The sequence below is a fragment of the Paenibacillus sp. J22FR21 genome, from assembly GCF_056269135.1.
This window is the reverse complement of the sequence record NZ_JBWDNJ010000009.1, coordinates 130,635-154,354: the sequence shown is the minus strand read 5'-3', so window position 1 is coordinate 154,354 and position 23,720 is coordinate 130,635. Positions and strand designations below refer to the sequence as shown.

20 protein-coding genes and 2 pseudogenes are annotated in these 23,720 nt (G+C 46.0%); 17 read left to right on the top strand and 5 right to left on the bottom strand.

All coding sequences use genetic code 11. The annotated features are described in order from the left end of the window. Positions 1-115 precede the first annotated feature (115 nt). The 5 genes from AC0YNS_RS26755 to AC0YNS_RS26735 all read left to right on the top strand — a co-directional run bounded on the left by AC0YNS_RS26755 (position 116) and on the right by AC0YNS_RS26735 (position 8,394). Positions 116-577, top strand: coding sequence for a hypothetical protein (locus AC0YNS_RS26755; protein WP_475783984.1), 462 nt, complete (start codon positions 116-118; stop codon positions 575-577). A gap of 80 nt (positions 578-657) precedes the next feature. Then, positions 658-4,440 carry a hypothetical protein gene (locus tag AC0YNS_RS26750; protein ID WP_475783983.1) on the top strand — a complete coding sequence of 1,261 codons (3,783 nt, stop codon included), beginning with the start codon at positions 658-660 and terminating at the stop codon, positions 4,438-4,440. 318 nt (positions 4,441-4,758) lie between these two features. Continuing rightward, on the top strand, positions 4,759-5,379 hold the full coding sequence (locus tag AC0YNS_RS26745; protein ID WP_475783982.1) for a hypothetical protein: 621 nt from the start codon (positions 4,759-4,761) through the stop codon (positions 5,377-5,379). A 169-nt stretch (positions 5,380-5,548) separates the two neighbouring features. Further along, entirely contained in the window at positions 5,549-7,096 is a 1,548-nt protein-coding gene (locus AC0YNS_RS26740) for a stalk domain-containing protein (protein WP_475783981.1), read from the top strand. A gap of 1,154 nt (positions 7,097-8,250) precedes the next feature. Then, positions 8,251-8,394, top strand: a complete 144-nt coding sequence (locus AC0YNS_RS26735; protein WP_475783980.1) for a hypothetical protein — start codon at positions 8,251-8,253, stop codon at positions 8,392-8,394. Between the two features lie 126 nt (positions 8,395-8,520). Here the strand turns inward: AC0YNS_RS26735 and AC0YNS_RS26730 are convergent. Beyond that, a pseudogene (locus tag AC0YNS_RS26730) lies at positions 8,521-8,620 on the bottom strand (excalibur calcium-binding domain-containing protein); the annotation flags it as partial. A 785-nt stretch (positions 8,621-9,405) separates the two neighbouring features. Further along, positions 9,406-10,107: a hypothetical protein gene (locus AC0YNS_RS26725; RefSeq protein WP_475783979.1), complete on the bottom strand. Its 702-nt coding sequence runs from the start codon at positions 10,105-10,107 to the stop codon at positions 9,406-9,408. Between the two features lie 200 nt (positions 10,108-10,307). Between AC0YNS_RS26725 and AC0YNS_RS26720 the strand changes: the two genes are divergently transcribed. The 6 genes from AC0YNS_RS26720 (at position 10,308) to AC0YNS_RS26695 (ending at position 14,198) form a co-directional block, all read left to right on the top strand. Beyond that, positions 10,308-10,883, top strand: a complete 576-nt coding sequence (locus tag AC0YNS_RS26720) for a Holliday junction resolvase RecU (RefSeq protein ID WP_475783978.1) — start codon at positions 10,308-10,310, stop codon at positions 10,881-10,883. 125 nt (positions 10,884-11,008) lie between these two features. After that, positions 11,009-11,938: an exonuclease domain-containing protein gene (locus AC0YNS_RS26715; protein ID WP_475783977.1), complete on the top strand. Its 930-nt coding sequence runs from the start codon at positions 11,009-11,011 to the stop codon at positions 11,936-11,938. Beyond that, entirely contained in the window at positions 11,919-12,053 is a 135-nt protein-coding gene (locus AC0YNS_RS26710) for a DUF3970 family protein (RefSeq protein WP_475783976.1), read from the top strand. The genes AC0YNS_RS26715 and AC0YNS_RS26710 overlap by 20 nt, the downstream gene beginning before the upstream one ends. A gap of 47 nt (positions 12,054-12,100) precedes the next feature. Then, positions 12,101-12,865 (top strand): hypothetical protein, encoded by a 765-nt coding sequence (locus AC0YNS_RS26705; RefSeq protein WP_475783975.1) that lies wholly within the window; start codon positions 12,101-12,103, stop codon positions 12,863-12,865. 46 nt (positions 12,866-12,911) lie between these two features. Further along, positions 12,912-13,217, top strand: coding sequence for a hypothetical protein (locus tag AC0YNS_RS26700; protein ID WP_475783974.1), 306 nt, complete (start codon positions 12,912-12,914; stop codon positions 13,215-13,217). Positions 13,218-13,592: 375 nt separating this feature from the next. Next, entirely contained in the window at positions 13,593-14,198 is a 606-nt protein-coding gene (locus AC0YNS_RS26695) for a hypothetical protein (RefSeq protein WP_475783973.1), read from the top strand. Between the two features lie 199 nt (positions 14,199-14,397). Here AC0YNS_RS26695 and AC0YNS_RS26690 read toward each other — a convergent pair. Then, a pseudogene (locus AC0YNS_RS26690) lies at positions 14,398-14,514 on the bottom strand (excalibur calcium-binding domain-containing protein); the annotation flags it as partial. Positions 14,515-14,660: 146 nt separating this feature from the next. On the opposite strand from AC0YNS_RS26690, the gene AC0YNS_RS26685 reads away from it, so the two are divergent. Then, positions 14,661-14,951: a GyrI-like domain-containing protein gene (locus AC0YNS_RS26685; protein WP_475784040.1), complete on the top strand. Its 291-nt coding sequence runs from the start codon at positions 14,661-14,663 to the stop codon at positions 14,949-14,951. Between the two features lie 315 nt (positions 14,952-15,266). Here AC0YNS_RS26685 and AC0YNS_RS26680 read toward each other — a convergent pair whose 3' ends face one another. Next, positions 15,267-15,581, bottom strand: a complete 315-nt coding sequence (locus AC0YNS_RS26680; protein ID WP_475783972.1) for a helix-turn-helix domain-containing protein — start codon at positions 15,579-15,581, stop codon at positions 15,267-15,269. Between the two features lie 225 nt (positions 15,582-15,806). On the opposite strand from AC0YNS_RS26680, the gene AC0YNS_RS26675 reads away from it, so the two are divergent. From AC0YNS_RS26675 to AC0YNS_RS26665, 3 genes are all read left to right on the top strand, one after another. Next, complete coding sequence (locus AC0YNS_RS26675; RefSeq protein ID WP_475783971.1) at positions 15,807-19,328, top strand: DNA topoisomerase 3; 3,522 nt, start codon at positions 15,807-15,809, stop codon at positions 19,326-19,328. A gap of 66 nt (positions 19,329-19,394) precedes the next feature. After that, positions 19,395-19,718: a hypothetical protein gene (locus AC0YNS_RS26670; RefSeq protein ID WP_475783970.1), complete on the top strand. Its 324-nt coding sequence runs from the start codon at positions 19,395-19,397 to the stop codon at positions 19,716-19,718. 247 nt (positions 19,719-19,965) lie between these two features. Then, positions 19,966-21,366, top strand: a complete 1,401-nt coding sequence (locus AC0YNS_RS26665; RefSeq protein ID WP_475783969.1) for a helix-turn-helix domain-containing protein — start codon at positions 19,966-19,968, stop codon at positions 21,364-21,366. A gap of 22 nt (positions 21,367-21,388) precedes the next feature. Here AC0YNS_RS26665 and AC0YNS_RS26660 read toward each other — a convergent pair whose 3' ends face one another. Further along, complete coding sequence (locus tag AC0YNS_RS26660; RefSeq protein WP_475784039.1) at positions 21,389-22,078, bottom strand: HD-GYP domain-containing protein; 690 nt, start codon at positions 22,076-22,078, stop codon at positions 21,389-21,391. Between the two features lie 425 nt (positions 22,079-22,503). On the opposite strand from AC0YNS_RS26660, the gene AC0YNS_RS26655 reads away from it, so the two are divergent. Both AC0YNS_RS26655 and AC0YNS_RS26650 read left to right on the top strand, forming a co-directional pair. Next, complete coding sequence (locus tag AC0YNS_RS26655; protein WP_475783968.1) at positions 22,504-22,947, top strand: hypothetical protein; 444 nt, start codon at positions 22,504-22,506, stop codon at positions 22,945-22,947. 36 nt (positions 22,948-22,983) lie between these two features. Next, on the top strand, positions 22,984-23,691 hold the full coding sequence (locus tag AC0YNS_RS26650; RefSeq protein WP_475783967.1) for a hypothetical protein: 708 nt from the start codon (positions 22,984-22,986) through the stop codon (positions 23,689-23,691). Positions 23,692-23,720: the final 29 nt, after the last annotated feature.

Below are 23,720 nucleotides of genomic sequence, written 5' to 3'. Positions count from 1 at the left end.
TTTTTGATATTTAGGTTTTTTATGATTACAACATCCTCGTCCAACCCGCATCCGCAATTGATTTGGATTTGCGAATCTTACCAAATCTCAAACTAAAGCTTGCAGTGAATGAATCATGTGCGATTCTTCGGTATTTATGTTCGACATTTATTCCCACTTTTCACTTACGATTTACGACAAATTCATTCTCTACTATTTGTTAATATTAGGTATATTCTATTTATTTTGGGAGGTTATTAGATGTTCAAGGAAAAGAAGCATACGAACAACAAATTTCCGACTTCCGGGTGATCAGCTCGGTAATGCGCCGCCGCACCTCCGGCATGTCGATGTCGGCGTGAAATTTCATGATCGCAAGACTGGAGCCGAAGAAGAGCAGCACCCAGGCGCCCGCCGCGGTTTCACCTTGCCTTCCGGTGAAATCTCGAGCAATACGTGCGGTTCCGTGATGCTGCTCTTCTTCAATCGGCTCATCAGCAAGCGGCTGAGCGACGAACCGAACCCGCCGAATCGCCCAGACGACCTACAGCATGTTGATGACGAGCAGGCTGCCGTCATCCGGGCGGACGCCGTGTAGCGGGTATCTTTCAACGAAGGATTCGAATCGAGCGAAAAAGAGGAACGAATTGGAATCATGCCGAATTGGGGGAATTGATTTTGCCAGATTTACGGTCTTCATTCAGAAGTAATGCCTCGTTCACCGCCGTACAGACGTTCATGCCAAGACAGCTCACGAAGCCGTTGCAGGAACTGAATATCGCCGATCCGGTCGATTTGGGGGTCGATATCGAGATTCCGTTCGAGAAGCTGTCGATATTCGCCCGGTCGATGGTCGACAGCCTTCCCGTGACCCGCATGCCGTTGTCCGCGGTCGCTGTGATCGGAGTCTCCGAGGAAAGCGTGCGTCAGTTTTTCGGGGGGAACGATCCCAGGATTGTTCTCGAATACCCGCTTGGCGTTGTCGGAACCGACCACATCGGATATGCCTCCTACGACTTGTGGGTGCTGCGGCATATGCGGATTGCGCAAACGCTCGTTCAAGCGTTGACAAAGCAGGGCTTTGAACTGGATAAGGTCAACCGACCGAAATTCGTCGTGAAGCACCTCTTCGTCCATCCGTTCAAGGACGCGAAGTTCGCGTTCGATGCGATGAAGGAAGGCGATGTCGGTCCGGATTTAATCGTGCTCCAGATCGAAATGGACGAGGCGATGCTGAACGGGCGCGGCACGTGGCCTCCGATGCCGTCGATGCAGACGCCGGACGTGATGGATTGGCGGCAGTCGCCGGGCTCCTTCTCGATGACCGGAGCGCTACTCATCGGTGAGGACGGCTGCGAGACGCTGCTTCCCGCCAATCTGTCTTCGCAGCTAATTCGCTTCCATCAGGCGGTACGTACGACGGTCGGGTTCGATATCACTCCGCCGAGAGGATATAATAACATCTTGGATCCCAGGAACCAGCTGCTTCGGCACGGTGAAGCGAAGCCGACCTTCTCCGCCTTACTCGGCTTCCAGATCGAATACCAGACGGAGTGGACGCCGCTTGGTCACTCGCTCGGTCGGATCGTCTACAGCCTGCCGCTCGCGCCGGGCGAGAAGGTGCAGATCGCCGTCATCGATTGGGCTCGGCAAGACAGCGGGAAGCGCGACGAGAACACGAGCGTACGCGACCAGTTGAACAACGACACTCTGCGCGACCGTACTGTCGGCGAAACGGTGGACATGATCGTGAAGGAGAGCCAATCGGGCAGTTCGTCGATGGGCGGCATCGGGGTCAGCCTGGGAGGTGGCGGATCGTCCGGAATGTACAGTCTCGCCGCCGGTATCGCGGGCGGTTACGGCGAAGCGGAAACGAGCTCGTCGGGCATTCGCGATCTTGCCGGCCATACGACACAGACGCTCGCCGACGCGTTCAGCCAATCCGCGACTTCATTGCGGGACCTGCAATCGACGATTGTCGTTCAAACCCAGCAGAACGAAAAGGCCGAGGCTCGCACCCGTACGATCGCCAACTATAACCACAGCCACGCGCTCACGATGCTCTATTACGAAGTGCTTCAGCATCAACGCCTGATCACGCGGCCTGTATCGTGCAAACCGCTCATCCTCATTCAACACGATGCTCAGTTGTTCGACTTTATCAACATCGAGATGAATCGGGAATCGCTAGAGCGCGCGCTGCTGGATGAGAAGGTAAGAAGCGGCTTCGACGTCGTATCGAAGCGGGCTTATCTATCCGCCAACTTGGAACGAGCCAAGAAGAAGCTAAAACAATTGGGCGATCCGCTGGACGATCGGTTGGCCGGGACGATGACGTTGACATTCCACACCGGAGCGGTAGGTCCGTCGGAGAACGTCGCGGTCAGCTTGATTTCGAAAGCCGGAGGAACCCCGGTTGCTTGCCGATTGGCCGACTTGGCGTTCGCGTACGTCGATCCTTTCAACCACGAAACGTATCCGGAGCTCATTAAAAATAAACCGATCTTGACGGAAGAAATCCGCATCAAGCCGAACGAAGAATTTATTGTGGAATTGATACCGGTCAAACCGATTCGTTGGAAAAATATATCGGCGATTGAGATCAAGCAGAAGGGCCAGCAAGACACCAACTTATTCGAGGCGAATCCTACCGGCTCGCCGTGGATCCTCCAAGAGGTGAGAGCGACGACGATGAGCGGCTTGGACAAGTGGGTCATGTTCTCCGGAGCGCCGAATCCGAATACGATCAAGTTCAACGGTTCAACAAGCTTACCCGTAAACGGCTTCGATCCGCCGGTCGATTCCGTCGATGATCTGCTGTCGGACGAAGAGTTGTTCGCACTTGGCCGATTGGTCAACCATTTGAACCAACACCAGAACTACTATTGGAACGCCATCTTAGCCGAGGAGCAACCGGCCGACCGGGCGAGGCGGCTTGACGGATGGACGGTAAACGGGCAAAATCTGTTCACGATCGCGGATAACCGAACCGTCATGGTTCAAGACAACTGGTTGGTACTGCCTCTCGCAGGAGGATTGGAAGGGCGATTGAAGGATGCTCTCGGTCTTAGAAAGGACATCGACATTAGCCAATTCCCTTCTGGAGATTACGTCGAGCAGTTGCTGACATTCCCCACGCGCGGCGTTTTCGGCGAAGCGAAGCTGGGTCATTGCAACGCTTCGGAGTTGATCGATCCGAACCGATTCTGGGATTGGAAGACGTCGCCGATTCCGGACAACGCGCCGCCGATAGCTGCCGTCAGCACCGATTCTCGCCATGAGGAGAACAAGGGATTGACGCCTTCGGCGTTCCCGGCCGCCATCATCAACATGCAGACGCCGACAGCCGCGCCTGATCCGACTGGCTTCGGTTCGGCGGCGACGATTCTGAGCGCGCTCGGACCGTTCCGCGATATGTCAGGCATGGAGCAGCTCGGCAGCTACCTGGAGACGCTGTCGAACAACGCGACGAAGCTAGCGTCGCAAGCGCTGGGGGGCAATCCGAGCACGCAAACCGCGAGCATGGCCAACCAGATCCGCAGTTCCAAGGAACTCAGCGACGATCAGAAGAAGGATCTGCTGAACCAGCTGTATTCGGGTCAAGTGAAGAACATGAACGGCGGTCAAAACTCCAGCAAGAACGGCGCTTCTCCGTCGGACGCAGCACCAGGAGCGCAGGACAAGCCATCGGGTGGTGGCAGCAGCTCCAAAACGCCGAGCAATGCCGCGCAGCCGTCCAAATCGACGCCGGCCGCGCCGAAAACGCCGGCCAAGATATCTCCGACGACGTCTCCTAAGACGAAGGAGCTGCCGATCTCCTTCGCGCTCGACAACGGCGACCAGTTGCTCGGGAACTGGAAGGCGACCCTCTCAAATGGGGTCGAACAGTTCACGCAGAATATCATGGGCAACAAGTTGACCGGGGAAACCGGCTTGCAGTTCGGCGACGAGCTCAAACTGACGATTCCCGCCAGCTTCGCGGACAAGGGCGACGTGAAAATCGAGCTCGAGGGTACCGTCGTCGGAATGCCCACGACGTTCTCGACGTCCAAGGTCGACTACAACGTCAGCCATTGGATGCTTGGCAAGTCGGACGTTCCATCCGTGACCGTGCCCGCAGGGAAGTTAGCGTCTCTTAGTAAGGTCCAGGTCGTGCTGCCGACGGAAGACGCCAGCTTTACGCTGTCGACGAAGAAGATCGACACGGCGCCGGTCACGACGGTGCTCGGCAACTCTGTCGGTGTCGAGGTCGGAGCCGAAAACGCTCAGACGGTCGCCGCCGCAGAAGGCGAAGCGGTTGCCAAGCCGACGGTCAACGTATCGGCTAGCGGTATGATCCATTCGCTAACGCTGATCAAGCAGGTCGACCAACTCGTAGACGAACATGCCGAAGAGATCTCATTCGTCGGTAAGCGCGTGTCGAGCACCTCTCCAACTGTTAGTTTGATTACTCGAACTTAACACGCAAAAAAAACCGGCTGCCAATAATCGGCAGCCGGTTCTCTTTTGGCAGAAATGACTTAAATCTTCGGCAGCTTGCCTAACACGAGCGAGATGAATTGCCCCTTCACCCGCTCCGTCGTCTCGCACATACACGTTCGAATGGGACTAGTATGTGCGTTTTTGCGTCTGAGAGCGAGAATGTTGAAACGGAAAGTAGGCGGATGGATCAAGTGAATCTCTACGCTAGAGTGGGGCATGGATTTGAAAAGTTAGTCCACCAAGAGTAGAGGAAGCAGGGGGAATCCAGTAAAATAGACATAGAAGGGGGCTCATCGTATGTCAGATATTTCACTAATTTCCGCTGCATGGCGGTTGATCGTATTATTTGCTCTATTAAAAATAATCCTACTTTTGTGGGAGTTGTCTTTATTTGTCCCCCGTATGCCGCGACAGAGGAATAACCTTTTGCCCCCGGACATGATTGAAACCAAGAAGTCGCTTTCTACTAATATGGTATACGATGTGTTGGCTACATATCTGGAAACAGGGCATTCACTCGCTGTCGATGCCCAATTCTTATTAAAGTACCATGAGCAGATATTCAACTACCTGCACCTGATTTTTCAAAATGACGGTGGGAAAATGCTGGTCAGCGAGCCGGTAATGAAGGAGCTAGATGATCTCCGGAAGAAACCACATACCGGCATCGCAGCCAACACCTTAATCCAAAGCATTCATGACGCGCAAATAAACTATCCGAAGCGCCTGGAAATCATACCAGTAGACGAGATACAGCTGAACTCGTTTGGTATCGACGGAAAATCGAAGGTGGAGCGGGATTTAGCCCCGTACGTTTTAACCCAGCATTACCGTTTAACTAATGTCGTGCTGATGTCCCAAGACCCAGAATGGAGAAACAGAGGGTCAAGGCTTGGATTATTGCTACATCCGTATTAAATTGGGGATTCTAGGAGGATTGCTCAGTTTGGGAGATTACTATTAATACTTCCTGAAAGTTTCGTTCATTGGTATAATAAAAGAAAATACAAACAATTTATCGTGTCGAAGCACGTACACGTTCCAATGGGACAGGTACGTGCATTTTTGCGTTCAAGGAGGGAAGATATTGAAACGGATTGCTGTGATTGCAGTAGGGATCGCCCTTGTTGCAGCAAGTTATACACTCTATTTTCCGTCTGGTGGTGCGGGTAAAGCAGACGAGCAACTAGCGAGCAGCGCTAAGCTAAATTCGGTCAAAAAAGCGATAGTGGACAGTTCCAGTAAGAACCCTGCACAGTCCGCCGTGGTGAATTCAGGAGCAGTGGACGATACTTTTCAAAAGGTCGATACTCCCATTTATTTGAATGGTAAGCGGGTAAAGTTGTCGAAGCGATCGGTTATTAAGAACGGATCCACGTTGGTCCCGCTCCGATCCGTCTTAGAGGCTATGGGGATTACGGTGAAATGGGATGCGGAACATGAAACAGTTCTCGCAGAAAAGAAAGGAACACGCCTGATAATGAAGCCGGGCGAGAATAGGGCAGTATTGAATGGAAAACACATAATGATGGAATCAGCCGGCCAGATAATTGAAGAGAGCACCTACATCCCGCTCCGATTTGTAAGCGAAAGCTTTGGTACCCTTATTGGCTACGACAAGAATACCCAGACAATTTCGATTAGCACTAAGCCCTACCAGAAGGGGAAGGTAAAGTATTGCGCCGATGGGGATACTTGCGATGTCCAATTCGAATCTGGAGCAACGAAGAGGGTAAGGCTTATTGGAGTGAATACTCCGGAGTCCACGAAAGAGGCTGGAATCGAGCCGGGCGGGAAGGCGGCTTCCGCATTCACTAAGAGCCGTTTACTTGGCCAGACAGTCTACGTGACTCACGATAAAACAGATGATCCATATGGGAGGATGTTGGCGTATGTTCACCTTGTAAACGGGGAGTTTTTCAACGCAACTCTGGCTTCAGAGGGGTACGCGCGCGTCATGACAATTGCTCCGAACACCACCTGGGCACCGTACTTTGAAGAACTGCAGCGAGAAGCACAAAAGGCGAAACGACATGTATGGAACCCCGAAACATATGCCGGATTGGAACCTGCAGTTGCTGACAGCATGATAAAGAACTTAGCAGAAGCGGGAATTACGAAGACATCTTCCCAGTTAGCAGTGCCTACCACAGAAGGAGAATTTGCTAAACTACTTCTTTTCACGCTATATCCAGAAGCGCGATTGCTGATGACGGGATATAAAATCTATGAAGTCAGCAAGGATGAGAATACGCAGCAGATCATACAGGCTCTAATGAATAGAGAGCCGAATGGTGAATTAATAAACAACGAACAGATTCACAGCTTGACCCTACTTGCCCTCGGTGTAGAGGAAGATTCATATATTGCGCGGAAAGTGGATGAAATTGGTCTTATCCCAAACTTGGATCGTCCTATAACAGTCGGGGAATCCATCAAGATTGTGCAAGGGATAAAGTCGCTTGTTCCCTCAACGGAAGAACTCAAACAGAAAGTGGCAGCACTAAAACCTGATGTCGATGTACGGAAGGGTTTAACAGAAGCGAATAAGGTCGTGGGAAACGCGGCTCAGAAAGCTGGAGATATATCTAAGAAAATTTCGGAAGATGCTTATCGATTATTTGACCATGAATAAACGGACCAACTGCTCAGAGATTTGTCCAGAAAGGGGAAGACATGTGGGATACAGCATTAAAGATTATCCTCTGGAGCGGAGCCTGCTATTTGGTATGGGGATTCATGCTATCTTGGAAGTGGTTGATTGAAGCTCGCATCAAATGCGTGGACGCAAGGGATCAAGCCTGGTCAGAATTTCTAAATTCTTTGCAAGGAATAGTAAGCTTCACGATCTTGGCCACTCTATTTTGGCTTCCGGCCATTATATCAAACCTCATAATCCGACGTCGTAAGAAGATTGCTAGAAGCCGGTTCGCAATGACATGGATACAATCGTTTCAAAGGGCAATTGAGTTGTACCAGCAGATCCAAGCTTGGCGGAGGAATGAAATCGAATAAACATAGAACCACTAGAGTTGTATTTAAATAAATCTTGAATGCTAAAAGAGAGAGGGGAACATGTTGCCAAGGAAAGTGATACTTTATACGTTATTTGCAATTCTGCTATATCTCTTAGTAGACGGATTATATTTACTGGTTTAGCGTTATTTTGGTTACCTCACATTTAATGCACCATTTGCTCCTATAAGTAAAACAACGTTGCTGCTTGTAGTCCTTTCTATCTTCTTAATTAGATCCCGACTACTGAGTTTAAACAATTTCGGAAAGAAAGTACTACGAACTTTTATACTGGCAACAGCCGTCATATTCGTTAGTTCGTTCTTCTTCTTTACAGCAACGAATGAGTCGGGTGTCATCCGTGTAAAGCCCTGGATGCATCAAAGTATCAGTTGGGAGAGGGCGGAAAGGATAACGACGGGCGGCCATTATAAAGTGACTTATGGAAAAGTAAGCCATGCAAAAGTCGTTATGGAGTACATGGTTCACTTTAACAATGGAGTCTCAGTAAATGTATGGGATGATATACGATCACTGGCGAAACTAGATCGATACGCAAAGTCAAAAGGTGTCCGAATCGAACACGGCAAGGTAACTGAAAGTATAGCAAATAGACTATCCCGCTATGTAAAAGGTGACGTGAATCAAGCAAGACATATACTTGATTTGTAGCATCGCTAGAATTGAACATTTTATAGCTTGGTTAACCAATTGATACATATGACGCGGCGTTGTGGAGGCTGAAGTAGATAAAACTCATGGAGGAGGTACATTATGACGGAGGACAAATTACCGAAATTCACCAAGGCAACGGAAGAGTTTAACCAAAAGGCAGACGGTTTGACGAGGACAATAAAGGATATAAGGCGGGCTGTATCTGAGCTGAAAAATAAAATGCAGACGGTTAAGAAACAATGAGTAATAAATAAAATTTGGAAAGGATATGGGGAAAGAGTCAATCGAGGGAGTGCACTGCAGCAAATGCTTAAGAAAATAGGCGGGCGAGCTGCTGAAGAAATTCGTGACATGGGATGCGATAATTACACAGGCTACACCATCGCCGTCACGGTCTAACTGGGTACTATAGCCAGGCTGACCTTTGTATAACGGTGCCTTGCCCGCGGCTTTTTACGGCAGCGCAATTCGCAGAAAATAAACCGGTTTAGGTGTCGTCGGTAGCAGCCTCATTTCATGCGGGATAGAAACAAGAGAACCCGCGCCACGACTGAATAAACCACAATAATGTTGCGTTACGTGGAATAACGTTGCGTAACGCGGCATCATTCAGCGTTACGCAACAAACCTCCAAATCGCAGTCCGAACCCGCTCCTATATTCCACACAACAAACAACGTGTTAAGTGGAACAACGCATCGTTCCTATCCATGCTGCCTTCTCCTTTCCTGCCATCCGGATGCTTCTTTCGATCGCACTTTTACGTAATTTGCCTGTGTGTTTTTCGGTTACCCTTTCCAACCCGGGTTTAGATTCCGTTGCAGAATTCTTCTATTTTTAGTCGGACCGCCGGCATCCTCTCGTCGCGCCGCGCGCGCCCACCCCCACCAACGAAATGCAGAACTAGACTCGGATCTAGGAGGAGATCTGAAGGGAGTAACTAGACACGGACTTAGCGCAATCAGGACCAAAACCGGGTAAAAGGGGAAGGAAAGGGCGGTCGGCCGACGAAGTGAGGGAGGAGCGGGACACATTGTTCCACTTAACACGTTGTGTGATGGGAGGAATTCGAGTTGAGTGGAGGCTGTTGATAAGCATGCGAACCTCGTGTTTTTTTGAGCGTAGCGACTAGTGCTCTACACCGCTTATAGTCCTTCAGCAGTTGTACAGCCTCTACCCCATCTGATACAAAGAGGCTACAAATAGATGGATGGTCAGTATGTTTAATGAAAATAAAAAGCAGCCTTGTAGGCTGCTAAAGATTATACGTTTGCTTATAGTTGCGAATTTCTTGAAAGAAATTTTCGTAAAAACCAAGCATAGTATCAATTACTTCATCAGAGAATTCTTCAACGAAAAATATTCGTCCAGAAGCAGGGAAGACATCCACATAATCCAAATTATTAATTGCAATTATAGCTTTATCTGCTGGATCTGAAGGATTATTAATGATCCCACCATTATGAACTATGTTGTTCCTAATGTCTTTATAAAGTAATATTCTATCCCACTCTACCCCACTTGGGAATGGAAAGGAGATGTCCGTAAAACACTTCTTCATTTTTTCAATAATGCTAACATTCATACTCTTAATTGAACTACTCTTTAAATTCGTTACATTTGGAAAAAGGGCAGCTGCAGTAACAGCACCTGCTAGCATTTCATGATTTTCGATTAACGCTTTCTCGAAGTAACTGTAAGCGCTGGTTAAAGTATTGCTTCTTAACAAAATCGGGTACTCTTGATTAATGTCATTGTGATCACCAATATGGAAGGCCCAGAACTCATCTATTTCTTGTTGAGTTAATTGTACCTTCATTTCTTCATATTCCATCATTTTTATTTCTTTATCTCTTATGGAATTTTCCATATCAGCGGTGAACCTTCTAATAATATCAAACTGTCCATTAACAAATAGATGAGATAAACCAATAATATTAAGACTAAGATAAGACATATAAGACTCCTCCAATGAAAGTGAATTCTTGTGCTATGCATCCGTTTTCGCTGTAAGGCAGGTTTTTCCTCCTTATTTGATTATTATCATTCCAGTACCATGCTATGGGCTATTTTTCAGAAGTTCATATTAAAAACAGGGGTGTTTCAAACTTGCCGGCCGTACGCCAGTTCCTCGACAATATAGGGGAGAGGTGAGATATGATGAGAAACCAGCAACCGCGTAGAGCGGTAGTAAATTACGGCGGCCGCGGGATGGCTTTTGAAGAGTTGATCGAGTGGGTGAATCAAACCTATGAAGCGAAAGGAATTGCCACCATCGAGAAGATTCCGACGCCGGTTACGGTCCTCCGTATGGAGGGATCACGAATTAAAGACGGTTATTACGCAAAAAAAAGCTCAGTGGATTACACCGGGACCTACCGAGGGTCCCCGATCTGGTTCGACGCAAAATCAACCAAGATAAGTACGTCTCTTCCGTTGAACATTGTGGAAGAGCACCAGGTAGAGCGGCTGATACGGCATGAGAGTAACGGTGCAATCTGTTTCTTCCTGTTCTGGTTTACCGAATTGGACCAATTCTATTTGATGCCGATCAATACGTTTCTAGTTTATTGGAATCGGAGAGAAACGGGCTTGCGTGGATCGAAAAGTATTCCATTATCCGAACTCGAGGCACATGCCATTCGCATCGAGAAGAGTAGACGAGGACCGTTTGATTACCTTGCTGCAGTCGAAAACCTTATCGATGCTGCTGCAGATCCGTCTTCTTCGTAAAACATCACATTCTTTATGTTCTATACCGCCGGTTGACTAGGTAGAAGTATGCCAATCCATGTACACCTTATCCTATCTGCTGGTAATATAGACGTAGGGTTTATAGGGAGAGGGGAGCGGGAGCGATGAGTGCTGAACAAAAAAATGACGGCATTCTCCGTTTTTCAGGCTGGAGGGAAGTGCCGGAGGAAAACGCGAGTAAAACGACACTGCGAAGCCAAGGGCTCTCTCCAGGAACGCTCCGCGCCACCGTTTATCAAAGATCGAGTAATTCAATCATAGAGCTTTACAATGTTCATGAGGCTACTCCGCGCAAGAAGGCTACTGATAAGCAAATGGCTGCCATTGAGAAAGCAAGAGCCGCTCAAATCGCCAATCGGACCTGCACAAGCTGTAAATCAGTAATGGGCAGTAAGTGGGATCTTTCAGACGGATTATGCTCTTATTGCTGCCATGAAATCTTCCTCAATAACACAAAGATCCAGGCTATACAGAGGATGTCCGATTGGCTCCATCATAAAAATGAATATATCGTTATCGACGTTGAAACGAATATCTTCGGCGATGGTGCGGAAATCATCGAGATCGCCATCATTGACCTGGACGAAACCATTCTCTTCGAGTCACTCGTAAAGCCCCTCGATCCGGTATTAGCTGAAGCAAATAATGTCCACGGAATTTCTGATGAGATGTTAATTAATGCCCCAGGATGGGCCGAAGTATGGCGGGCCATACAACCCCTTCTCGAAGGGAAAACACTACTGATCTATAATGAAGTATTTGATCGTAACCGGATTATCGCCGATTGCATTCGTCATGGATTATCGATGCCGCACCTGATGTCCGAATGCGTCATGGAGACGTTTGCTCGTGTGATGATGAGCTACAATCATTATCATAAAGACTTTACTTGGATCAGCCTGCGCGATGCAATGCATGCTTACGATGTAGATCGAGTAGGCGCACATCGTGCATCTGCGGACTGTATCAATGTGGTCCGACTCATCCAGAATGTCGTTACACGGGAGGATGGCCATGCTGAAAATCAGAGCTGAGGGAACACCCGAGGAAGTGGAGCGGTTCCTAAATCACTTCAAAGATTACTACCGGGTCATTGAACAATCTACGCCATACCCTAGCCGGACGGGGAACGACATTCGAGTGTATTAAAAAGTTGGTACAGAAGAGAATGCCACAGCAAGAGAGGAATTAGGAAAATGCCGATCAAGAAAAATGCGATAAATGCCCCGGATCGCCTTGGAATCAGCAAGGTGGACTTGTTATATCTCATCGTCTTTCACCAACTTGAAAAGGGTGAAATCGGCAGCAAAGACCTTATCGATGCGATGAACGCTGAATTGGCCTCGTTCGACCAGAAACGGGCTTTATCTCATATGTACGATGTTCTGAAGTCCATGGAGTCTTTCGGCTGGATCGCTAACCTAGAATCCCGCGAGCGCAACAAAACATTCGGGCTAACGGATTCCGGCCGGCAGAAATTGAAATGGTTCGAAACCACATACCTTGAGACGGTGAACAAAATGTACGAGATGACTAAGCATTTCGTACTTTATCTTCAGGGAGACCCTACACATCCCGCTCCGGTGTTGGATGACGAGGAAATTAAGCTACTGAACCGTATGATCAGCGTTAAGCATACAGTGAGATATTTATTCATGGACATGCTGGAACACCAGGAAAACATGACTGGCAAACAGTTCCTAGATACGATGGAACAGGTACACCGATGGAAGCTGAATGACGCGTACTTGTACCAGCTCCTGCGGGCTATCGAAGGGCCTGAAGGATGGGTTATAGGGGCTTGGGATGATCCTCGCCGCCGTAACGCCTTTTATTATCGTCTCACCACAGAAGGTAAACGGATTAAGCCGATCGAAGGGGAGAATACGGGCTCGTTAATGAAGGATGTAATGAGATATACGGGCAATATTCTGCATTTGTTCGGTAAACGCGCTGTTTAGATTTAAAACATTAACTTGTTTAGAAGAAGGGAGAACGCTGATAATTATGGCTCAATTTGTAACGTCAGTGACGCATCAACTATATTACCGGACAAGAGATAAAATCTATCGTATCTATGAGAGCATGCCTTGGTTTGAAATTAGCCAAGACGAGCTAGCGGAAGAACTCCGAATGTTCCAAGTAACCGGTGAAAAGTATATGATCATCTACGATTACCAGATCATGAACAAACAAGATTATTGGCACGCAAACCCAGATAAAATCACTAGAGATGAGTTGGATTTCTGGCAGCTATACGGAATGCTTAATGAGGAGCAGTATCTTCATTTTCTCAATCTCATCGCCTATTAATACAACGACGGCAATACGCCATTATTCCGATGGGAAACAGCGCGTAAAAGGTTGTTTATCATATCCAGAACGTCAACAGCTACCGTAGCCGTCTGAAGAAATGGATGGACCGTTTCAACGGGGTGGCAACCAAATATTTGGAACATTATTTGGCGTGGTTCCGATATATCGACGCCAAGCAGTATGAGAACACAGCGTCGAATAAGAAAAACATGTTGGTGTCTTCATGCTTGTTTTCTGTGAAGGATACGAACGCCCGACTTCGACTGATGGCTTACTGTTGAGCTAACGGGCAGCATAGTGGAATCACTTTGCTATTCCATAAATTAATTGGGTATTATAAAATATTCTTAAAAGGTATGCGGGGGATTATCGTTGAAACTATCCGAGTCTGATTATATAAAGCACTTATCTGAGCAACTTTATTTTCTTCGGCGTTCAAGCGAAGGTTTTGATAAGGGGTTTGCGATTGAAGCTAAGCAAATGGCTGTGACAATTAGAGTGTTGTTACATGATACTACAAGTTCTACATCTTTACTGACCCACTTAGGCACAAAGGACAAAATTTACTATTTTAATACTGTAATACCAAACAGTCCTTTTGGCTTAACTGGGAGGAGAACGACAACAGACGGTGGAGGACGTACAGAATACTATGCTCCTCTTGATAATTTAAGTGATAAAAGAAAGGAAAGACCGTGGGTTACATTCAATACTTGGTGGGAAGGTATCAATGTGTTAACTGATGGGAAAAACCAATTCACACGAAAGAAACTGATTACAACTGTAGCTAACCAAGACGGTGGAGCTCACGTTGATTCTAAATTAAGTACCCCTTATTCTGAGTTCACCAGAGGAAACTCATTAAATGTTTATCACGAAGGTAAAGATGTATATGGAGTAGAACTGGCAAGTATTCGTCAGATTACCTTCGAATTATTAAAGTCTTTAGAAAGTAAATATGGGTTTTTATTCAGTTAATGTTGGATCGATAAATTAGAAAAACTGACGAAAGTATGGACTAACGGAGAACAAGAGCGTTATTAACAGCTGCCAGCATTAACGGCAGCCTGTTGAGCTAACGGAGAACGATAGCTCAAAAGACATAAAGAAGGCTGCCGGGCAAGTTTGATCCAGCAGCCTGTTTTTACGTTTTTTTGTTGAATAGCTTTTTGTTTAATTAATTTTCACAGGCTACACCATCGCCGTCACGGTCCAACTGGGTACTATATCCGGGCTGACCTTTGTATAGCGGTGCCTTGCCCGCGGCTTTTACGGCAGCACAATTCGCGTAATAGACCGGTTTAGAAGGTGTCGCGGGGGTGGTTGGCGGATTAGTGACAGTTCCTGCTGCACCGTCAATTACGAACAGAATGCGTGTTTGGAGGTACTCTAAAGCGGATACAAAATGCTAATAGTTACGATACTGTATTTTGCCCTGGCATGTGTAATGGGATAATTGCAACATATTTTGCATGTTTAGAAGTGGATAAATTAGTGGAGCTAAATCCTCCAGGTATGGTCTCTTTCACTTTACCTGAGACAAAGTACGTCAAAATATTATGTACGAATAATTCAATAGGGGAGGGCTATGAGGAGTTGTTCAGATGGATGGAAGAGAACAATTATAGTCATAGACTATATGGAGCATGCCAGATAGAAATCTACTATAACTTCTTCAGTAATGGGGAAGAACCAGCAGAGGTATTAATACCGATTGAAAAAAAATCATGAATATGAGGGGATGTACAAAGATACTTTACAGTGAAACGTCCCATAGGTAAGAGTTCGGATTATTCCACTAACGAGGAACGATAGCTTAATAAAACCGCCCTTTACGAGGCGGTTTTATTTTTGGCTGAAAATCAACATTAAGAATTAACATAGCCATAATTAAAAGAGTGAGCACGTTCTTCGCGAGCTCACTCTTCTTTACTTACCTAATTTGCTGAATATAATTTTCTCAAGATCAGAGAGAGAGAGGATATCTGGGGAACATGCCCGCACCAAGGTATTATTTCAGAATCAATATCGATAACTTCAAGGCCCTCAGCAAATTGCTCGGTGATCTTCCTTTTCTGCACGAAATGATTCATATTCTCTTCCTCCTTCAACGGCGTAAATTGAAGCAGCTTGAATTCCGATCGCCATCATTTTTTTAGATGAATCGCTCCCCGTCTTTTCCATCATCCTTTGGATGTGGTTTCTTACGGTTCTTTCGCTTATATCCAACGTATCCGCTATCTCTTTATTGGAATAACCGTTCATGATCAGAATATTGTAGATTTCCGATTCTCGCTGCGTAAAGTCATAACACCTTGAAACGTACAGGGTTACTGGTAAAACGATAGCTGGTGCGCCCATTGATTTCCTCCTATAGTTAATGAGATTAATAAAAAAAGTCACAGGATTTCCCTGTGACTTCGGCGGTGCTTCCGCGAAGGTGCTAAACTTTAAATTAGGTCAATTATACCATACAAGACTCATAATGTGCTATAATTACTGGAAAGATAATACATAGTCAGGGATGGAGAAGCACTTCACCGTAACCACGGGTGAAGTGTTTTTTCTGTTTAAAGGAGGCAAAATATGAAACTCGTCATCGCAGAAAAGAGAGATCAAGCAAGCAAGTTGGCAGCGCCTTTCCCACATAGAGAGAAAGACGGCTGCTTCGAAATCGAACCATGCCCAGAATTCCCGAAAGGAGGATTCGTAGCATGGGCGGCCGGCCATTTGGTAGAGCTGAACAATCCGGAGAAGTACGATCCGAAATTCGAGAAGTGGCAGTTTGAAGACCTTCCTATCATTCCGGAACAATTCCAATATACGGTTACAAAAGAGAAGGCGAAGCTGTTTAGCAAAATCAAGTCATTGGTCCATGACACGCAAGTAACCGATCTGATTAACGCCTGCGATCCCGCTAGGGAGGGATCTCTTATTTTTCACACCATTACAAAGTTAGCCGGAAATCGAAAGCCTGTGAAGCGCCTTTGGGCGAAGTCACTCACAAAGACAGGCGTTAAAAAAGCGTTCAGCGAGCTGCTGCCCGAGGAAGCCAAAATCGGACTATATTATGAAGCTGATGCGCGGCAAAAAGCGGATTGGCTTGTCGGGATGAATCTCTCCCGGGCCTACACCATTAAAATGAAGGAGAAAAAATACAACGGTCACGTATTCAGCGTCGGCCGGGTACAAACTTCTTTGCTCAGTTTGATTGTCAAGCTTGAACTGGAGCGGGAAAACTTCGTTTCAAAGCCATTTTGGGAAGTGTATGCAGACTTTAATATTCAAGGCACAAATTATCGGGGCAAGTGGTACTCTGGTGATCGAGATCGGCTCGAGGACCAGGATAAAGCGCACGCGCTTGCACAACACTGTATGGGCAAGCAGGCAAAAGTTGAACGCATTGAAATCAATCAGGTAGAGGTATTGCCTCCACAACTCTTCAGCATGTCGTCAATCCAGACTGAAGCGAACAAGTTGTTCAAGTATTCTCCGAAGCAAACGGATGCAGCGCTGCAATCGCTCTATCTTGCCGAATTCATCACCTATCCACGAACCGATTCGAATTATATCACGGAAGATGACGCCATTCCGCTTCAGAACATCCTGGAACAACTGGGACAACTTGAACCGTATCGGAACTTCGTACCAGCACCCATAAAATCTCTAATCGGTAACAAGCGATTCGTAAATGCAGAAAAGGTATCGGATCACTATGCCTTACTGCCTACTGAAAAGATACCGGATCTGAAATCGTTAACCGAGGATGAGCGAAATATATATGACTTGATCGTTCGAAGAGTGATAGCCGCTCATTACGAGGTAGCAATTGACGAAAAGACGACACTGCACACATACATAGACGATCGGTTCTCCTTCAAAACAAATGGGAAGCGAGTCATTCGCGATGGCTGGCGAGCAGTTTACAACTATTCCAATGGGGGAGAGGCAACGAGTGAAGAGGAGCAAGAAGATATCGTAATCCCTCCTGTTACACTGCATCAAATCGGCACAGCTACTTCGACCGATACCCGTGAAGGGAAAACAACGGCGCCGCCACGATACACGGAAGGTAATTTGATTACGTTGATGAAAAGCGCCGGACGTACGATCGAAGATAAGGACCTGATGAAAGCACTGAATCAATCCAATGGGCTAGGCACTGAGGCAACCCGCTCCGGAATCATACAAACACTCAAAGCCCGTAAATACATTGAAATCAATTCCAATTTGGTCTATCCAACAAAACTCGGCCGGCTATTGATACAAGCCCTAGGAGACTCCGATCTGACAAGTGCTGAATTGACTGCAAAGTGGGAGATGAATCTCTCCGAGATTGGAGCTGGTAAAGCTCAGGGAAGCCAGTTTGTCGCGGACATCAAGAAGCTAGTGCGATCCCTTGTTGAAGAATCCGTACAAAACGTTTCCCGCATGCCGTTAAATGAATGGGATGAAGCCGAACTGACGAAAGGCACGCAAACTGATTCAAAAAAATCTCCTATAAATTCGAAAATAAAGCAGCAGACTTCACCAATTTCTACTCCCGCAGTCGCACAGCGTCCTGCAGCACAATCCGAGCCCTCTAAACAGCCGGTAAATAAAGCACCTGCAGACACACCACACGAAGCGGGAAACAATTCTTCCGGATCTACTACCTTAATCTATCTGGGGAAATGTCCAGAGTGCGCCGCAGGTCAAATTGTTGACCGTGGAAACTTCTACGGCTGTCTTGGTTATTCAGAAGGGTGCCGCTTTACATTCAATAAGTTAATTTCTGGCGTTACGATTGCTGCAGAGATTATGGCTGAACTGCTCGAGACTGGGCAGACACCACTTATCTCCGGCTTCAAAAAGCGAGGCAAGGAACACGAGACGTTTGATGCAGTGATCTCATTGAAGAACGGCAAGATCGAATGGAAATTTCCAAATTGGAACGCTATTAAATTGCCTACACGGTTACTCCTTCCGGATGAAGAAGATAAGGAACTTTCACCGCAGCAACATAAACAGATCCGCGATCTCGAGTCAACCTGTTATACCTTGAAGCTACCAGCTAAGGTGAAGAATGTCGTAAACGGTCCGATTATCACGCGGTATGAGCTATTGCCCGAGACGATGGACATCAACATGAAAAAATTCAGTACCTACAAGGCAAATTTCCAAATGGCGCTGCAGGCGGAAAAGATCGCTATGCAGATTCCGATTCCAGGGACGAAACATATTGGAATTGAAGTTCCGAGTCCTACCCCGTATGTTGTAAATCTGAGGAGTCTTCTTGAACACAAGGAATATTTGGCTAAGAAAGAGAGTCTATCTTTCCCGGTCGGTACCGACCTACATGGAAAGCCTGTCTTTGCAAATCTTGCAGAAATGCCTCACCTCCTTATTGCAGGTACGACAGGGTCGGGTAAATCCGTTTGTTTAAACAGCACCATCGTTAGCTTGTTATTTGGGAATACCCCCGAAGAACTGAAATTTGTGTTCATAGATCCAAAAAGGGTAGAGTTGATAGCCTACCAGAGCCTTCCTCATCTGATGATGCCGGTCATTACCGACATGAATAAAGCTCAGGACGCAATTTTTACAGTCATTGAAGAGATGGAAGCTAGATACGAAATGTTCAAGGACATGCGTGTGAATAACATCAACGCATATAACGCGAAGATTATGCTGGATGAACCCGATCATCCGAAAATGGCATACATCGTTCTGGTCATTGATGAGTTTGCATCCTTGATGTTGACAGCTAAAGATAAAGAGTTGGAGACGATGGTGATTCGATTATCCCAAGAAGCGCGCGCAGCCGGCATTCACATGGTTCTGGCCACACAAAGACCCGTTGCGAAGGTATTTTCTCCAACTATTAAGGCAAATCTTCCAACTCGCATATCATTTATGGTGACCTCTACGGGGGAAAGCATGGTCGTCCTTGACGAGCCAGGTGCCGAAGGGCTGCTCGGCAAAGGCGACATGTATTTCAAGTATCGAAACATCAAAAAACGGTTGGTATCCCCGTTTGTCAGTACCCCAGAGATCAACCGGGTAGTATCGTACATTCTCATGAAATACGGAAATTCCTCAACCGGTAATCAAGTTAACCATTATTAAATTTGCATCCAGCCCTGACCAATTGAATAATAAGGATAACAAACAACCCACCAGGAGGGATTCCCTATGAACGGAATCGACTTTTCTAAATATTCGGCCGCCATGGCTATCATCACAGAAAATGAGTTGGAGGATGAAGTTACTGAGTACCCCATGGTATTTATGAACAAAGATGAGGCAGCAGTCAATCTCGCTGAGATGATGCTGTTATGTCGGGCAGCTATGTCCGATTCGATCCCACTTCGACAGCGTTCTAAAGTCAGCGCTAATTATTATTTCAATCAAGTCAGGAGTAGATCGCACATATTGGCGCAAGCTGAAGCATTAGCAGAGCTCGGGATGAGTTTTGAGGATCTCGACACGCTTATGCCCCACCAAAACCGGTCATAACCGGACCCCGATAGAACCAGCCTGGTCTTTATGAAGGCTGGTTCTTTCTTAATGCATATTCATATCCCTGTTCAACCACTATTACAGAGGTGAATGCAATGTTACTGTTGAACGTTGCTTAGAGACGCCATTCTCCTTAAGTATATTAAATAAGTTTCTAAAGTTCATATATTAGCTATTCTCCTAATTTCATACAGTTAGTATAATAGTCCTATATGGAAATTTTTCAGAAAGGAGGCAATCGGCAGTGAGTTCTCAACGCTACCAAGTAATTTCTCCAGAAAAATATGATCCCATGAAAGTTGGGGAAGCCGTAAAGCGTGTACGGAATCAGAAGGACATAAATCTATTTGAACTTTCTTCAGTGACCAAAATACCTCAATCTAAATTAAGCTATATCGAGAATGGAAAGTATAAAAAAGTAAAACTTCAAGATATCCGAGTAATCGCGGAAGCCCTCAGTGTTGCTCAAAGGGATCTCCTAAACCCGTCAACTGAAAAGGATGCCCCAGACGACGAACGAATTGAACGGGAGATCGAAACTATCCGCAGCTATCTTTTGCTTAGCCGTTATAACGAAGTTTCCGAGATGATCCGTAATCTTGATACGGATATTAGTCCAGATAATAAATACTATCCGCTTCTCTTAAAGGCAAAGGGGGACTACTCCCGCCTCACTGGTGATAAACAAAATGCATTGCGCCAATATGAGAAGCTTGAGGCAAAAGCTCTGAACGCTTACGAAAAAGTAGCAAATAAAACGATGCTAGAAGCGATTATCGCTTCCATTTGCACTTTGTATGAGATGGATGAGATTGGCTCTGCGATCCGAAAGAGCCAGAAGATACTTGATCTCATGACTGGATATGAGAATGAACCTTCTCATTTTGATCGTTTCAAGGGAATTATTTATTATAACCTAGCCATTTTTTATACTGCATCGCTCCAATATTGGGCAGCCAACACTATGGCCGAAAAGGCACTAGAATTTTCAAATTCCGATGGACTTGGTCTTGAGTCACATATCAAATACCTCAAATCCATTATCCTTTTCTATCGTGCGGACTGGCGCGGGTCGGAAATTTGTCTATACGATGCAATTAGGGACTTCCGCCTAAAGAACAACACCAAGCTCTTAACAAAGGCGCTTTTAGCGCAGCATGCCTTTATACTGAAGAGGCCCCAGGAATACCATGGGATATTGAAAGCGCTAGAGAATATCATTATAGAAGGAAATCATCCTTGCGGGGAAACCTGCAAACAAAACCCTTTGTACCATAAAATATGGAATTCAACGATCGAGCAGAGCATAGTTACGGGAAACTTAGAACGATCAAAACAACTACTTGAGGCAATGTACAGTTTAAGGCACAATAATGCAAAAACAAGATACTTGAAGGCGAAATACTATGAAGCTTCAGGGAAGCTCGAACTATTTATTCTGGAACTCAAGAAAGCAACAGAGGAAACGGAGGCCGATCATGAAACCTCGAACTATGACAAGGGCATGATTGCGCTAGAATACCTAAAGTATAAAGTTCCCGGAGAACAAAATCTGATATGTCGCACACAGAAAAACTTTGAAGAGTCCGAACTACCGAGGATTCCACTTATTTTAAATGATTTGTTGCCGCCACCTATAGACTAAAAAAAACCTCTTAGCATATTCGCTAAGAGGTTTTTTGTCTTCGGAGCAGTAGAGCTCGTTGAAGATGGTACGGTGGAGATTGAATATGATCTCCTGAGATGAAATCTACAAATAGCCTGGCTGCTTGTGGATCAAACTGCGTGTACGCATTATTTAATATCTCATTCGCAGCTGTAGCTCTATCCATGGCGTTCCGATAGACTCTCTTTGAAGTCATTGCATCAAAGCAATCAGCCACTGCCACGATCCTCGCTGCCAAAGAGATTTCTTCTCCAGCTAATCCATCGGGATACCCCTTACCATCATATCGTTCGTGATGGTGCAAAACGATATCTGAGATCCCGAGTCTCATCAAATGATCATAACTTTTGAGGACATTGTACCCGACTCTCGGATGTGACTTCATGATCGCCCATTCATCAGGCGAAAGGGTACTCGTCTTTTTCAGGATTAGATCGGGGATCTCAATTTTACCAATATCGTGGAGCAAGGCTCCCACATAGATTATGTCCTTGAGCTCGCTGCTTAGTGAAAACATTTCTGCCAAACTGTATGCGTAATTGGCTACGTTGATTGAGTGCGACCAAGTATATGAATCCTTTTCTTCGATAACCCTGATCAGGAGTTGGATATCCGCGATTACACCGGGATTGTAAGCGCCTATAACTTCTGAATAATCCCATTTTTGATCAGACTCGTACTCCACATTCATTGTTTTCACCCAACGCTCTCTCCGAATGATGGAAATATGATAAGGCTTAATTGTCTAAGCAACAAAAAAAGCACCGAATCCCAGACGAATTGCGTCGTCCAGGCTGCGGTGCTTCCGAGCCCTCAAGCTAACTTAATTTACTAATATCATAACATGCCTTAATTGTTTGAACCAAACAATATTCGGTATTGTTTCGATAACATAAATGAATTTTGTTGACACGAACTTCTATAAAACAGATAATTAGAAATAGCGATTCATATGAGCGGAACAGACCGAAGAAGCACTTCTGGTTGCAGGATTTATCCTGCCCAGAAGTGCTTTTTTTTTAACGCCGCTTAATCTAGGTATTTAAAAAAATGAAAGCATCTCTATGTCGTGCTAGGATTAACCAAATGAAACCAATAATATAAGGAGGAATCTTTATGATCCATTTGAGAGCACTTGAAGCAGAGATTGTCGAAGCTATAAAAGCAGGCCACGAGCTACATCACATACGGGAACAAATCCAGAAAAAAAGCCGTTATTTCCGCAATACGATTACACGTATGGTAGAACTCGGCATTCTCGTGAAGGTTGAAAAGGGTATGTATGCCGTAAAAGTAGAACAATACTCCATAAAGCCGGATTCGGAAGTCAGCGAAGAGCGGAAGAGGAAAATCAAGGGTATCATCAACAACAACGTGCCGCGTGTTGATCAAGAGGCCATTACGTTGATCCGGGAGAATCACCCCAAAATGCTCCGATCCTCACTTCTGAAGTTGCTGCATAAAGCAGGATATCAACTTAAAAAATTCGAATTAAATCTAATTATTATGAGTGAAGGGCTTTCGAGCTGCGTGATCGAATCAGACCAAGAGGTTGCTTAGTCTGCATACAGACTAACGCTAAAGGAGGAAAAGAACATGTCTCGATCCATGGAACGTGGAGGCGGAAAGCGAGTCGAAGTCATTGAGCAAATGACGTTTCAATTCCTACCAAACGACCTTGAAATTGCATATGTCGAGGCATATATTAAAGCCCTCAACACAAATTGCGATCGGAATCTCCGGATAATTGAAAAAACCGGTATTAAGCAGCTGAAGCTCTCATACCATGCACGCAAGCGCTGGGATACTCGCGTGGGTCCGTCGAACGTCTCTGATGGTGATCTTGCCGACCTGCTATCGATTATGTGCTTTCGCCTCGGCAGAATTGAGCTCTTATCAAAGGACTGCGGCCTTATCGACAACGATATCGTATTCTTTTACGAGCAAGAAGGGGATCACATGAACATCATTACATTTTACGGTAGAGTGAGTCAAAGACCGGCATTGTCTGATGTGAAGCAACTAAAGCTGTTCAATTATCGGGAGCTGGACGAAGTAAGTTTCGAACTTCAAATGGACGAACTATACGCACAAATTCTGCCGCCGATTCCCTATAAGCGGATTGTCTACAAAGGGACATTTGTAATGTATCGCCTTGACGCATATGACAATCAGAAAAGCACTTTTTTTCACCTTGTAGAGACATCCCCTAAAGATTACAGCGAAAACTTTTTCCACCTAGACGATGACGATATCCAGATCAGCAAGAGTACCGTAACTGCACTCAGAATGATGAAATATTAAAAGAGGACCCTTTCCATAGAAAAAATATC